The organism is Shewanella sp. 38A_GOM-205m, from assembly GCF_000518445.1.
Taxonomy (GTDB): Bacteria; Pseudomonadota; Gammaproteobacteria; order Enterobacterales; family Shewanellaceae; genus Shewanella; species Shewanella algae.
The window spans coordinates 122,915-137,130 of sequence record NZ_JADP01000006.1 but is presented as its reverse complement, the minus strand read 5'-3'; the positions used below and the strand labels follow the sequence as shown (position 1 = coordinate 137,130).

The following is a 14,216-nucleotide window of genomic DNA, read 5'->3' as shown; positions in this document are numbered from 1 at the left end:
AACAAATTAGGTGTTTTTATTACAGCGATCGCGAAACAATGCTTTTATTGTGCGACCGGCAGGCGTAAATTACAAACTGGCAAGTAATTTGCCGCCCGGAGAATACATCATCAGTTTTGTTTGGCCCCTTCGGTGCTTTTCTCGAGCTTGCTGTCGCTATCAATGGGTTTGCTATCAGCGGCTTGCTTTGTTACCGGCTCAGTCTCAGCTTGTTTCCCATCATCTTTCCCCTCATTGCCTTGCAGGCGTTTTGGCCAATCACTCTCAAGGTAATCACCGCCTTTCAGAGCGTCCGCCAGACTACTTGCCTGTTGATCCAAATGAGTACTCAACTGACTATTGTTGCCTATCATGGCTTTCAGTTGAACCTCATCGACCGGGTTGTCGGTCAAAAGCAGATTGGTTCTCGAGAGCAGATAGGCCTGCTCCATATCCTGCAACTGCCTGGAAGCACTTGCCAGCCCCAACAACCAATCGGGGTCGAAGTTCTCTTTGGTACTCTTTGCCAACACCTTAAGATAGAGTTGTTTCGCTTTGATGGCATCAAATTTGAGATAATAGCCCGCGAGTCCGGCAAGGATCTCGGGCGAATCTATCTGTTGCTGTTTCTCTGCCTCCAGTAATACCTTGAGTGCTGCATCGTCACCCAAATGTGCCCAGTGATAGAAGGCAATATAGATGTCATTGCTGCCCTTGGTTGAGGCTTGCAGCTCAGACAGGCTTTGCGCGCTCAAACCATAGGCTCTGGCTCTGTCATTGGTACGTTCAGGATTGAGAATATGCTGTACTCCGGCGGCAAGCCCCACACAGCGGTTGTAGTTTTCCAGATTAACGAGCAAGCGATAGATCTGCTCTCCTGAGGGCTCCGGCGTGGTTTTGACCTGATAGCGCTGAATGATCAGGCTGGCCTTTTCCCGTCTGCACCAGCTGTCCTTATGCAAATCGTCACAAAGTTCAGGATTATTCTTACAAATAGTGGCGGGGTTACCGCCATTATCACAGCCACTAACCCCGGCTAAAAGGATAAATGATGTAATTATTACTAGATTACGCGTCAAAATACGCTCCAATTGACTAAATCTGTAATTTAATTAGAGATTTAGCGAAAATCTCCTACTAGCCTGACGCAGCAGTTTTCATTACAATAGCGCCGACCAAAAGGGGCAGGTTTAGCTGTCATAAATATGATTATTGGTCTTTTCTTTTTGTTACTCAAACCTTTCCCGACAATAAAGTGGAAAAGTGAGATAAAGGATCTGTAAATGAGCGCTGATAAACACCTACAAAGTTGGCAAGAACGCTTCGAACTGGCGGAGGCTATGCAGCCCCTGTTGGGCAAGTTGTATCGCAATCAGGGCGTAGAAGTGGTGGTTTATGGTAAACCCCTGCTGATCGCCTCCACCATCGATATTATCAAGGCCCATCGTCTGGTTCGTCGCCATGTGGGCGATAAGCTGCGCCTGCGTGAGAGCTTCCCCTTCGTAGAAGCCCTGAGCAAACTGGATGTCAAACAGTGCAAAGTGGATATAGGTAAACTGGCGGTTAAGTACTGGCGTAACCACACCGACGGCAGCGAAATCGAAGCTTATATGAGCCGCGAGCTGGCCAGTGCCATTGAAAGCAAAGATGAAGTTGAGCCACGTAACGTTGTACTCTACGGTTTTGGCCGCATCGGTCGTCTGCTGGCCCGTTTGTTGATTGAAAAAACCGGCCGCAGCAACAAGCTGCGCCTGCGCGCTATCGTTCTGCGCGGTGGCCGTAAGGGCGATCTGGAAAAGCGTGCCAGCCTGCTGCGCCGTGATTCAGTACACGGACCTTTCAACGGCTCTGTCGAGGTGGATGAAGAGAACAACGCCATCATCGCCAACGGTACTTATATTCAGGTGATTTACGCCAACTCACCCGATGAAGTGGATTACACCAAGTACGGTATTACCGACGCCCTGGTGGTCGACAACACAGGCATCTGGAAAGATGAAGACGGTTTGGGTCTGCACCTCAAGAGCCCGGGGGCGTCCAAGGTTCTGCTGACTGCCCCTGCCAAGGGCAGCATCAAGAACATAGTCTATGGTGTTAACGACAGCGATATTCTGCCGGAAGACGTTATTGTTTCTGCTGCCAGCTGTACCACCAACGCCATTACACCTGTACTGAAGGCCGTTAATGACAAGTACGGTATCGAAAATGGTCACGTGGAAACTATCCACTCTTATACCAATGACCAGAACCTGATCGACAACTACCACAAAGCAGACCGTCGCGGTCGCAGTGCACCGCTGAACATGGTGATCACTGAAACCGGCGCCGCCAAAGCGGTTGCAAAGGCGTTGCCGGTACTTTCCGGTAAGCTGACAGGTAATGCGATTCGGGTGCCAACTCCGAACGTGTCCATGGCCATCATCAGCCTGAATCTGAACGCCGAAACCAGCAAAGAAGATATGAACGCTTATCTGCGTGATATCGCGCTGCACTCTGAGCTGCAGAACCAGGTGGACTTTACCGAGTCTACTGAAATTGTGTCCTGTGACCTGGTGGGCTCACGCTACGCCGGTGTGGTTGATTCTCAAGCCACTATCGCCGACGGCAAGCGCGCCATTCTCTACGTGTGGTACGACAACGAGTTTGGTTACAGCTGTCAGGTGGTTGGCGTAATGCAGAAGATGCTGGGGCTTAACTACCTGTCTCTGCCTCTGTCTGAAGAGTAATTTCGACTCTTGCTAACAAGGCCCGGTCTGAGTACCGGGCTTTGTTGTATTCAAGTCTTGTGTAGCTAAGCCTCAATACGCTCATTTTACTGGAATCCTTATCAAATATTTTGATAAGAGCCTTGATATGGGTGTTTTACAACGGCTTTTGTGATGGTATTCGGTGGGAGAGGGCGCTGACAAGCTACTGAATCGGATTGTATTTTAATCATGATAATGAAAATTTGACCCACTTTGAACAAATTGGCAGCATCCGAGTGGTTTTAGCATAAAAATGCTGATTTGCCGATTGACTCCCGGCCTTAAATCGGTAGAATGCCATTCCGCAGTCAGGGGATAACACTCTGGATTCCGCTTGGATGGCGGAACTGGTATGCGACATTAGCTCAGTTGATAAAACAGAAGGTTGGTACCTTTGTTGATTGTCAACTCGGAAGATGAAGCAAACAAGTGATGCGACATTAGCTCAGTTGGTAGAGCGGTACCTTGCCAAGGTACAGGTCATCGGTTCGAACCCGATATGTCGCTCCAAATTCCAGACTCCCACTGTCTTTAAAGGTGGATGCATTATTGCAATGCGACATTAGCTCAGTTGGTAGAGCGGTACCTTGCCAAGGTACAGGTCATCGGTTCGAACCCGATATGTCGCTCCAATCCCAGCCTTATGGCTCGGGGCGCGATGGCAGAATGGCTATGCTGCGGATTGCAAATCCGTCGATCTCGGTTCGACTCCGGGTCGCGCCTCCACTCTTTCAGTGACAATGGGTAATATCTCCTTGTTACACAGTTTGCCCGAGTGGTGGAATCGGTAGACACAAGGGATTTAAAATCCCTCGCTGGTAACAGCGTGACGGTTCAAGTCCGTCCTCGGGTACCATTCTAAATGGTGCAAAAAAGGCTCCCTCGAGGAGCCTTTTTTGTGTCCAAACCCTGATGCTTTCTCTTGCTGCATTTCCTAGCGTTGCCATTCTGCTGTTTGCTATTTATCTTTGATTCGCTCCAAAGACGATATAGCCAGTGATTTCAAGCATGATGGGACATTTGTGCCCCTCGGGTATACACTCATTTGGCTTGAAAATCGATTGGGAGCCAAGAGTTTTGCTGACAAGCCGCCACTATTTGCGCGAAGGACCGGATTATCGTTTCGACGAGCAGGTCAGTTTTCTCGATATCAAGCAACAGTTCGGCTTTGCCAATGTGCGGGTAGGTAAGTGGGTCAGCGCTGAAGAATCACGGCTGGCTGCCAATCTGATATTTGATTCGCTGGCGGACCTGGCTTTTATACTCAAGTTGCCGCCGGACGCCATTGGACTTAGACAAACCCTGAATCTGGACTTTGGTCTCGGCGGTCAGAAAGGTGTCCAGGCGCACTACGCTCCTAATGAAAGGATATTGGCGCTGGCAAAAAATGCCGGTGCCGGCGCCTTGGCCCATGAGTTTTGGCATGCCTTTGATCACTATATTGCCAAAGCAGCCTTTGGCATTCATTCAAGTATCGACCAGCTAGCCTGCTGCAATGACTCAGGTTTGGCGTATAGAGTTGGCAGTGCTATCGGTTTTGGCAGTGACCTTTATCTTAAAGATGTTGAGCTTAGACCCCATCCACTCAACCGTCATTTGGCATTCCTTTATCAAACCGTGCTTATAAGCCCGGATGGCCTTGAGCCGAGTGACTATGTGCGCCGGGCCATTGCCTTGGATAAACATTATGGCAGGCGCTATTTTTCGCTCCCTACCGAGTTGATGGCCCGGGCCTTTGAAGCCGCTATCGAGTCTTTTACCGATATACGGAACCAATACCTGGTGTCGGGTACGACTTTCTCACAGCTCAATGATGCCGGGGCCTATCCTGATGAGGCTCATAGAAAAGCGATTCTCAATGCGCTGACAAATTACTTTGGCATGCTCGGTGAAGCGCTTATCCGCCAGAGTCATCGCGAAAGTAACAAGAAGCCAAACGGAAGTTAACTGGCTTATGATAAGCTCGATTGTGCGTCATTTAGCTAATGAGTGACGACAACCTAAGCCCGAAATTCTCAAGTAAAAAGGAGATTCACCCTATGCCACAACTATTGATAACCGGTGCCAACCGCGGAATAGGATTGGCGTTGACCCAAGTCTATCTTGCCGCCGGTTGGGACGTATTGGCTTGTTGTCGCGATCCGGAAACGGCCGACGAACTGCTGGATCTGGTCAACGAATTTCAGGGGCTGGAGGTGTTTGCTCTGGATGTGACCGACTATGAGGCGGTGGCTGATCTGGCTGCAGAGCTTGAGGGACGGGGTTTGGATCTGCTGCTCAACAATGCAGGCTATTATGGTCCCAAAGGCTTGCTGTTGGGACAATTGCCTGTGGATGAATGGCGCACAGTGTTTGAAGTAAACAGCATAGCGCCTTGTAAGCTTGCCGAAGCTTTCCTGCCTCATCTTATCCAAGCAAAAGGTATCATAGCCAATATCTCATCCAAGGTTGGTAGCATGGCCGATAACCAGAGCGGTGGTGGTTATCTGTATCGTTCATCCAAGGCCGCGCTCAACTCGATCACCAAGAGTCTTGCCTTAGATTTGGCCAATGTCGGTGTCAAAGCGGTAGCCTTGCATCCCGGTTGGGTGCAAACCAGCATGGGCGGCCCCAATGCGCTTATTGATGTAGGGACCTCGGCAGCCGGTATGAAACAACTGCTGGATAACCTCAGCCAGGCACAAAGTGGCGGATTTTATGATTACTGCGGCAACAGCATACCCTGGTAACCAGATCCTTTTTATCTATGGCGCTTATTTTGCGCTTGGCCGGTAATTTGCTGAAAGGCAAGAGGAAAAAGGGCGAGAAGCTAAGTCTGAGTTTAAAATCATACTTTGGGTTGATAGCTTGCAATTCATCCGGCCCAAAAGTGTTAGCGCTGGGTGGTTTGCTCGTCAAGCAATAGAGTAAAGCAATTGATTTTATTTGCATAACCTGTTCCTTTGTCGATACGGACCCCCGTTTTGTATCGGTTATACTCTTGGCGGATCTTTCTGCTACTTTAGGCGGGGTAATGTAACGTTGTTGTTACATTTGCAATATCGGTTTCCGGCACAGTGCAACGCTGCAATTTAGATGCTGCTTAAAAAATGTCCTAGGTTAAAACGGCCCTCGAGGCAAAATCATAATAACCAAGGAAATCATTATGCAAAGGAAACATTTCATTGCGATTGCAGTTGCTGCAGCCCTGAGCAGCCCGCTCGTTCTGGCACAGGACTATCAAGCCCAGTTACATGCAGTCAATCCTGCCAAAGCCATCAAAGATCAGTACATAGTGGTGTTCAATACCCCGGCGGTTATCAACCTTAATGACCCGAATGGCGTCAGCGCCTACGCCAGCAGTATGGGCGCAAGGCTCGCCAACGAACACGGCATTGAAGTCAGACAAAACTTTGGCAACAGCCTCAACGGGGTATTGGTCAAGGCCAATGCGGCTCAGATCCTGAGTCTGCTTAAAGATCCCAACATCAAATATGTTGAGCAGGATCAAAGGGTGTCTATTGAACCCATGGTGGAAGCCGCCGGCGATCAAGGCGGGGCTACCTGGGGGCTTGACCGGATAGATCAGCGGGATCTGCCGCTCAACAGTAACTACCATTACGACTATGACGGCTCCGGCGTCACCGCCTTTGTCATAGACACAGGTGTACGTAACACCCACAATGAGTTTGGCGGCCGTGCCAGCAGTGGCTATGACTTTATCGATAACGATAACGACAGCAGTGACTGTAACGGTCATGGTACTCATGTTGCCGGGACTATAGGCGGCAGCACTTACGGGGTTGCCAAGAATGTCAATATTGTCGGGGTCAGGGTACTTAACTGCTCGGGCTCAGGTACCAACTCCGGAGTGATTTCCGGGATCAACTGGGTGAAAAACAACGCCCAAGGGCCTTCGGTTGCCAACATGAGTTTGGGCGGCGGCGCCTCCCAGGCGCTGGATGATGCGGTAAATGCGGCCGTAGCGGCCGGGATAAGCTTTGTTGTGGCAGCAGGCAATGACAACAGTAATGCCTGTAACTATTCACCGGCGCGGGCCGCCAATGCGGTGACTGTGGGTTCTACCACCAGCACCGACAGTCGCTCAAGTTTCTCCAACTACGGCACCTGTCTGGACATCTATGCTCCGGGTTCGTCAATCACCTCTGCCTGGTACAACTCCAACAGCGCAACTAATACCATTAGTGGTACTTCCATGGCATCCCCCCATGTTGCCGGGGTGGCGGCACTTTATCTGGCGGAAAACCCAGCCTTGAGCCCGACTCAGCTGACTAACTTGCTGGTAAGCCGCGCCTCATCCGGCAAAGTGGGCGATGCCAAGACAGGTTCACCCAACAAGCTGCTCTATTCTCTGGCAGGCGATGACGGCGGTTGTGGCAATGATTGTCCATCGGATGATACTCCATTGGATAACGGCGTGGGGATCAGTGTCAGCGGTGTCCAGGGTTCATCCAACTATTTCTATATCGATGTCCCTGCGGGCGCTGCCGACTTGAACATAGATCTGGCTGGCGGCAGTGGTGATGCCGATCTCTATGTCAGCCAAGGTAGCAAACCCACGTTAAACAGCTACCAATGCCGCCCCTACAAGAGTGGCAACAATGAGAGCTGCAGCTTCAGCTCGCCGGCAGAAGGGCGCTGGTACGTGATGCTGCAGGGTTACAGTGCCTACAGCGGCGCCACATTAACGGCAACACACAGCGCCGGCGGTGGTTGTGGCAGCGATTGTCTGGAAAATGGCGTGCCGAAGAGCAACTTGAGTGGCAGTGCGGATTCAGAGCAGCATTTCACTGTCCAGGTTCCGGCGGGTGTTAGCCTGAATATTGTTACCAGCGGCGGCAGTGGTGACGCCGATCTCTATGTTCGCGCCGGGGCTGCACCTTCTACGTCTGTGTATGATTGCCGTCCGTACAAGAATGGCAACAGTGAAAGCTGCAGCTTTCAAGTCACCCAGGCGGCGACCTATCATGTGATGATCCGCGGATACTCCGCCTTCTCGGGCATGCAGCTCTTGGCAAGCTTCTGACTATAAAAGGATAAAAAGCCGCCTTCAGGCGGCTTTTTTACTGACTCTATGGTACTCATTCACATAAGAGAACATCCACTTAAAAGATCATCCACTTCAGAGACTGGGTTTGTATACCAGGATTAATCGCTCGGCAGTGAAGAAGGCCTCCCCAGAGTTCGCGGAAATGCAGCCGAGACACAGGGAATAACCTCAAAACGATAGCCATAAAGCTCGCCGGCGTCGGGCAAGATCTGCAACAGCTCGTAATCATTGAGTTCAACGCCGGTCGCATTGGCAGACATCTGGCAACGACTGCGGCCATCGGCTTCCATGCCAAAAGCGAAGTCGGCCACAAGCTGCCTGACTTTGTGCCTGTAGGCGGCGGTGAAACGGGCGTATACCAAAGCATCATCTTCCGCTTTTGTTGCGTTATTTTCCGTGTCTTGCGCTTGTGATTTCTGTCCAACTGGATCCTGGCCTTCAGTATTCAGCTTGTTTGTCTCTTGCTCAGCGCTTAAGGCGTCTTTCCCTTGGGCGGTGTCCGGGACATGCAAAGGGGGGAGGTTTGCATTTGCTTTATCCTCGTTTGGCTTAAACTGACCATTAAAGGAGAAGCTGACGCCCTTGTCATCGACTCTGAAGCGGCTCTCCATGAAACGCTCCATATCGACCAGCAGCATCAGATGATGCAGGATTAAAAACGATAACATGAGCCTGAGAAAGGTTGTGCTCACAGGATAGGCGTACTTGGGCTGCCACTTGAAGCCGATAAGCCCCACCAGCTTGAGCAGCAGCAGTCCTACCAGGTAGATGGGCAGTAACATCTGCAGCAGCAACAGGGCAATACTGCTGGTGATCACCATCCAAACCGGAAGCTCCAGTAACAGGGCGAAGTTATGGGTATAGTTGAAATGCGCTGCCGAGACGCCGGTGACTTCATTGACTATGGCACCGCTACTGGCCAGCGAAAAGTTGGCTATGGTGGCATAAAACAGCAAAATGACCGCCTTGCCTGCCAAAGAGTGCCACAGTTTGTTGAATAACGGCCAGAACTCAATAACCAACGCGCTGACTGTGAGCAGGGTTGTCAACGAAGGGTGTTGTTCATAAAACGGCAGACTGAATAGCGCCAACAGGTAGAGCTTTTGGGCCGTGCTCAGCTTGGCGAGCCGTTGACTTATACCTGTGCGAAACCTCTGAAGAGAGGTTGAGATCTTATGATACGGCTGCAGGATTGCCTGCCGGATGAGTTCGGCTGTTCCCATTGAAACCCGATGAATTATTGATTTGAAATATGGGCTTATTGTCACCAAAAGATAACCTGCTGGCAACATGCTTATCCATTGATATACAAGGGCTGAGTCGGTAAATAGTGGCAGAAGACAATAGGGGAGCAAGCTGCAAGAGCCTGCGGCATCACAATAGATTATGCTCCAGCTGCAGTTCCGCTACAGGAGTCGCGTAGCTTTTGCCACCAATTCACGTGGCGTTTGAGTTCTTTGTCGATCCGGATATTTAAGCTGTCTTTGTTAGCGGTTTCGGCAAAGAAGTACGCGACACGACTCTCCACCGCGGTTCCCTGATAGAGTTGCTGCAGCAAATCGCTCAAACGGCGTTGAATGTGGCGACTCTGGCTAAGTTGCCGTTGTATTTGCCCGATGAAGTTTTTTACCAATATTCGCTGCAATATCTCCTGACGCTGATTGTTATGGCCTGGGCGGCACAGCAGGCCATCGAGCCGAGGCTCCAACCAATCGTTGAGGCTCGAAAGCCAGAGCAGGCTGACAGCCTGACTGCGCATATTGCGGGCAATAATCCGACTGCGCGCCAATTCAGCCAGTGCCGCATCCAGAGTCTGGGTGTCCAGTGCTTGCCAGGAAAGTTGCCCAACTTGTGCTTTCATTATGTCCGTTTTGAGTTTCACCAGGGCGGCCAGTGCTAATTCTGTTTCGATTAGACCGGCAAGCGGGGATTCGCTGGACAGAGACTCAGTGCCGATAAACAGCAGTTTGTCCAGTGCCCTGTCTTGCAGAAGCATCCAATCGAACCAGTCCAGCGCATCTTGTTGCTTTTGCAATAGGGCTTCTGTCAGCAACTGTTTGGTCTGACTTTCTAGCCTGGCGTCTATAAGACAAATCGGCGCGGCTTGAATAAAGGCAAGCTGATACTTAAGCAGCTCGCTGGGCTCTGCGACTCTGCCAAGGCTGGAGTTATGTGTGGCAATTAACTCCCCGAGCCTGCAATGCATTAAGCCAAGGCTTTCCAGCAGTGGCAGTCTGGCTTCCAAAGCTTCAGGTCTATTTGCTGCATTCAGGTTTTGGTCGACTTCAGGTCGATAGTCCGGAGCGATAAAGTTTTGTGCTGTGACTCTCTCAAGCCTTGCGCTGTAATCTTGCCATAGCGATTCGGTATTATCCCGACATGCGGGTAGGGTGAGCAGTATAAGCACTGCAGCAAGGCTGCGATAGACTGTTGAAGGAAAAGGTGTCATGGCAAGCCTTATTGGGAAAAGGGATTGAGCCGGGCGCAAGTAATGTTCTCATACAGTTACTCGACCATAAGTTTTATAAATTGTGATCCAAGAGGCTAAGCCCTGCCAAGCTGTCGTAACTAATACAACGTAGCGTTACGCAGAGTCGTGCAGAGTTGCGCTTGCTGCTATCAGTTGTTTTTGAGCGCTGTTCAACCTTGTATAAAGCGTCGTTGGCTTTTTCACCAAGATCTTTCTGTGCAAATTTGCTACAATGATTGCTCGCTTTTTATTGACCTTCCCCCGGAAATTTTTTGCCCGGGGATGATCTGCTTACCCAGACACGACTGCATAGCTACCGCCAATCTGCCGCGGCCGGGGAACTTTTCCCTCAGCAAAAGGCTTTTGAGTAAGACGGTACTCTACAGTCTGACCTTCTGTACTTGCTTGCGGCAAGAGGTTGATCGAGAAGGCGAAGCTACTGCCCGGGCTGCCACGGGCAAGGTCGGGCCCGTCAGGACCTTGGATTCATAGTCAGAAGCGACCCATCGGAGGTAAATGCATTATGACAATAGCTGACGTATTGACAGAGAAACACTCACCACTTTATCACACCGAAGACAAGACAGTTGTCTCCCACACCCAGCGGGATGAAGGCGACTGGATCCAACATACTCTGATGCTGGAAAATTGTGATGCACCTTTTCGCTTCAAACGCCCTAAAAAATACCGTTCATTGAAAGGTTCCCGAGTGTCGGTCGACTATTACCCGCAAACAACCATAGTAGCCGGTTTTGAGATGGAGACCATGAAGGTGGTGCGGATCCGTCGCTGCTGAAAAAAAGCTGCTGGAAGTTCTCTACAAATGTTAATATTTGGTGTGTTTCCGGTGGATGTTCTCTGAACCCGGGGCTATAACCCGGGTAGAACCCACCCAAATCATGCCTTGTAAGGATATTCCGGCCACATGAAGCTCGCTGCAACAGCCTACGTTAACTCCTTGCTCCAGCTGTCGTTGACCACCCTCTGCCGACTATTTGTCATTTTACCCCTGTTCCTGCCGACAACGGGCCAAAGCCAGGCCGCTGAAGATATGCACTTGGATACCGCTCAGCAACCCGCAAGAGAACTGGTTATTGCCAACTCCAATTCCTGGAAACCCTTTTCATATTTGAATGATGCCGGTGAACCGGCCGGGATCCTGGTGGATATCTGGCAAGAATATGCCAAGGCCAATAAGGTCGAAGTCCGCTTTATATTGACAGATTGGCAAGGTTCGCTGGATCTGGTTCGCAGTGGTCAGGCCGATATCCACGCCGGGCTGCTTTGGTCTCAGGACAGGGAACATTACCTGGATTATGCCCAGGGTTTGCTGGGGATCGAGAGTCAACTGTTTTTCAGTCAAGGGTTACTCGGTACCGAGCCGGACGGCTACCTGATCAACGGCGGTGAAGTTGGCGTTGTCCGTGGCGGCTATGAAGAGACGTTTGTACGTCAGAAATACCCGAAGGCCAGCGTGCTGACTTATGCCAGCAACGATCTAATGCTAAAGGCCGCCTTTGCCGGCAGGTTAAAGGCATTTGTTGCCGATCTGCAGGTCGCCAACTTCTATCTCTATACCTCACGCGAGCCGGCGCGTTTTATTCCAGTCCGCCATCTTTACAGTGCCCAAATTCGTCCGGCTGTCAAAGAGGGGCAGAGCGCCTTGCTGGAAGAGATCCGCCAGGGACTGGCCCGGATCCCAGATTCCGAATACCAAAGGATCCTCAATCGCTGGATGTATGTGGAAACTGTCTATCCACGCTATCTGCTGCAAGGCTTGCTTGGGATACTTCTGCTCGGGATCCTGGTGTATGTGTTTATGCTGCGCCGTACCGTGGCGGCGCGCACCGCCGAGCTTGAGGCTGCCAATGCCGAGCTGGCTCACCTGGCGGCTACAGATGGGCTTACCGGTATCGCCAATCGGCGGGCATTTATGGATGCGCTCGAACAAGCCTGTGATGGCCGTGGTTATGACAGTCTGACCTTGTTACTGTTTGATATAGATGATTTCAAGCGGATTAATGACAGTTATGGTCATCATGTGGGTGATGAGGTCATTTGCCAATTGACGCAAATGGTAGTGGCCATCTTGCCGGAGGGAAGCGTATTTGGCCGCATAGGCGGTGAGGAGTTTTGTATTCTGCAGCTGGGCATGACAGAAGCCGAGGCCAAGACCCTGGCCACCCGGCTGCTTTTGTCGGTAGACAGAGAGCCATTTGCCACCAAGGCCGGCAAATTGCCCCTCAGTATCAGCATAGGTGCCGTGTATGCCAAACCCGGTGCCCGGGATGCCCAGTCTGTGCTGGCCGACGCCGACCGCTTGATGTATCAGGTCAAGGCGTCCGGGCGTAACGATCTCCTGTTTAGGCGGATCTGATAGTAATGGCATTTCAGGCTCGTATCCCGAGCCTTAGTTAGTAAACAACTCTCTTTAAGAGTCAGTCAAGTACCATAAGTAGTCTGTACTCATCCAAAGCGTATTGGTCTGTCATGCCGCTGATATAATCCTGCAGCAAACGACACCTGTGGTAAAACTCAGGATACTGATTGGCTTCAATGGCTCTTTTATAGGTGGCCAGGTGCTTGCCAGGCAGCTTATGGAACAGTCGGGTTTCGATAAGTGCTGTCTTGGGCAGGCCTTGTACCAGTTTGCTAAACTCATCTTCGCTCAATGCCAGCAGGGAGCGATAGTTATCCAGTAAGCCTGTGATGATCCTGTATCCCTGCAGCTCAAGTTTCTCCACTTCCCGATGGCAAAATACCTGCTTGATAGCAACTTGCTTGAGGGTTTCTGTAATGGCGTGTTCGTAGCCGCCATCTTCAAGCAGCGACTCGTTCAAGTTGCCGTGGTACACAGCTTCAATATTGTCGATAAAGCGCTTGGCGGCGTGATTGACCAAAGGGTGGATCAGTCGAACGCGGAGGAAGGTAAAAAACTGGCTCTGTTGGTTGATTGCCAGGTGGCGGGCGCTGCTGTCTGCCGCCTCAATCGATTTGCTCATAAAGTCTTTGTGTCCGAGAGCGCCTTGCTTGACCGCAATTTGCCGTTGGTACTCGGCTATCAGACTCTGTTTTAGGGTATCCAGCTCTATGATGCCTTTTTCCACTGCGTCTTCAATGTCGGCCAGGCAATATGAGATGTCATCGGCGGCCTCCATGATGTAACTCACCGGGTGGCGACAACCGGGTGCCATCTCCATGGCTTGAGTCAGTTCGGCAACAAACCTGGACTCACTGGCGTAATAACCGACTTTTTTCATCAGATAGCTTTGCTCAGGATTGGCTTTATCTTTCACAAGCGTACCCGGACGGGTGTATTTCAAAATGCCGGCCAGTTGACTGTAGGTGAGATTGAGCCCGAGCAAGGTGTGGATCAAACGAATGCCTTGGGCATTGCCTTCAAAATGGGATAAGTCTTGGATCAACTCAGGATACCCGGAATCGAAACCCGAAGGCGCCAGAGAAACAAGGTTGCGCTTGAACCAATCACTGATCGCGGCCTCACCGAAGTGACCAAAGGGTGGATTGCCCACATCGTGCATCAGGCAGCTCATCTCCACCAGGGTTTCCAATTGCCGTTCCAGATATTGCAGGCCCCAGCGTTCGGCACCTGGCCCCAAGAGCTTGAATATCTTCTGTGCAATAAAGCGGCCTACCTGCTGAACTTCCATCGAGTGTGTCAAACGGCTTCGCACTGCGGCATTGCGTTCAAGCGGAAACACCTGGGTCTTTTGCTGCAGACGGCGGATGGCGGCCGAATTAATGATGCGGCCACGATCGCTTTCCAGCGCCAGCTGCAATTTTTCTGGATTATCTACCCGAGTGTCTTCCGGTTTACCAAAGGGGCGCAGCGCAGTAATTTTGCGGCGAAAATTTATCTCAGAATGCATGTCAGACACCGAGAGAACCTCCAACAAGTGGTTGCCTAAGCAAGAAAATGACTTGGAATCCGTATGTTACTCCAATGTGC

10 protein-coding genes and 4 tRNA genes are annotated in these 14,216 nt (G+C 51.0%); 10 read left to right on the top strand and 4 right to left on the bottom strand.

All coding sequences use genetic code 11. From position 1 onward, the window contains the following. Positions 1–110: 110 nt before the first annotated feature. Positions 111–1,058 (bottom strand): DUF2989 domain-containing protein, encoded by a 948-nt coding sequence (locus N512_RS22490; RefSeq protein ID WP_081737116.1) that lies wholly within the window; start codon positions 1,056–1,058, stop codon positions 111–113. A gap of 204 nt (positions 1,059–1,262) precedes the next feature. Here N512_RS22490 and N512_RS0107740 point away from each other — a divergent pair, with 204 nt between their 5' ends. The 8 genes from N512_RS0107740 to N512_RS0107705 all read left to right on the top strand — a co-directional run bounded on the left by N512_RS0107740 (position 1,263) and on the right by N512_RS0107705 (position 7,752). Then, positions 1,263–2,705, top strand: a complete 1,443-nt coding sequence (locus tag N512_RS0107740) for a glyceraldehyde-3-phosphate dehydrogenase (RefSeq protein WP_028779943.1) — start codon at positions 1,263–1,265, stop codon at positions 2,703–2,705. Positions 2,706–3,160: 455 nt separating this feature from the next. After that, positions 3,161–3,236: transfer RNA gene (locus N512_RS0107735), tRNA-Gly, on the top strand. Between the two features lie 46 nt (positions 3,237–3,282). Next, positions 3,283–3,358: transfer RNA gene (locus tag N512_RS0107730), tRNA-Gly, on the top strand. A 20-nt stretch (positions 3,359–3,378) separates the two neighbouring features. Continuing rightward, positions 3,379–3,452: transfer RNA gene (locus N512_RS0107725), tRNA-Cys, on the top strand. Positions 3,453–3,495: 43 nt separating this feature from the next. Further along, positions 3,496–3,582: transfer RNA gene (locus N512_RS0107720), tRNA-Leu, on the top strand. A 221-nt stretch (positions 3,583–3,803) separates the two neighbouring features. Next, positions 3,804–4,673 carry a CLCA_X family protein gene (locus N512_RS22485; protein WP_051472704.1) on the top strand — a complete coding sequence of 290 codons (870 nt, stop codon included), beginning with the start codon at positions 3,804–3,806 and terminating at the stop codon, positions 4,671–4,673. Positions 4,674–4,765: 92 nt separating this feature from the next. Continuing rightward, the gene (locus N512_RS0107710; RefSeq protein WP_028779942.1) at positions 4,766–5,455 is read left to right on the top strand and encodes an SDR family oxidoreductase; all 690 of its coding nucleotides are present in this window, start codon (positions 4,766–4,768) and stop codon (positions 5,453–5,455) included. Between the two features lie 416 nt (positions 5,456–5,871). Then, entirely contained in the window at positions 5,872–7,752 is a 1,881-nt protein-coding gene (locus N512_RS0107705) for a S8 family serine peptidase (protein ID WP_028779941.1), read from the top strand. Positions 7,753–7,874: 122 nt separating this feature from the next. Here the strand turns inward: N512_RS0107705 and N512_RS0107700 are convergent, their stop codons facing one another. Further along, the gene (locus N512_RS0107700) at positions 7,875–8,999 is read right to left on the bottom strand and encodes a hypothetical protein (protein WP_037474464.1); all 1,125 of its coding nucleotides are present in this window, start codon (positions 8,997–8,999) and stop codon (positions 7,875–7,877) included. A 161-nt stretch (positions 9,000–9,160) separates the two neighbouring features. Then, positions 9,161–10,225: a DUF3080 family protein gene (locus N512_RS0107695; protein ID WP_081737109.1), complete on the bottom strand. Its 1,065-nt coding sequence runs from the start codon at positions 10,223–10,225 to the stop codon at positions 9,161–9,163. Between the two features lie 544 nt (positions 10,226–10,769). Here N512_RS0107695 and N512_RS0107690 point away from each other — a divergent pair. Together N512_RS0107690 and N512_RS22480 are read left to right on the top strand one after the other, a co-directional pair. Continuing rightward, the gene (locus N512_RS0107690) at positions 10,770–11,042 is read left to right on the top strand and encodes a hypothetical protein (RefSeq protein ID WP_044734518.1); all 273 of its coding nucleotides are present in this window, start codon (positions 10,770–10,772) and stop codon (positions 11,040–11,042) included. Between the two features lie 129 nt (positions 11,043–11,171). Further along, entirely contained in the window at positions 11,172–12,623 is a 1,452-nt protein-coding gene (locus tag N512_RS22480) for a transporter substrate-binding domain-containing diguanylate cyclase (protein ID WP_197021439.1), read from the top strand. A gap of 61 nt (positions 12,624–12,684) precedes the next feature. On the opposite strand, the gene dgt is transcribed toward N512_RS22480, so the two are convergent. Continuing rightward, on the bottom strand, positions 12,685–14,136 hold the full coding sequence (gene dgt, locus N512_RS0107680) for a dGTPase (RefSeq protein WP_037474495.1): 1,452 nt from the start codon (positions 14,134–14,136) through the stop codon (positions 12,685–12,687). Between the last annotated feature and the right edge of the window lie 80 nt (positions 14,137–14,216).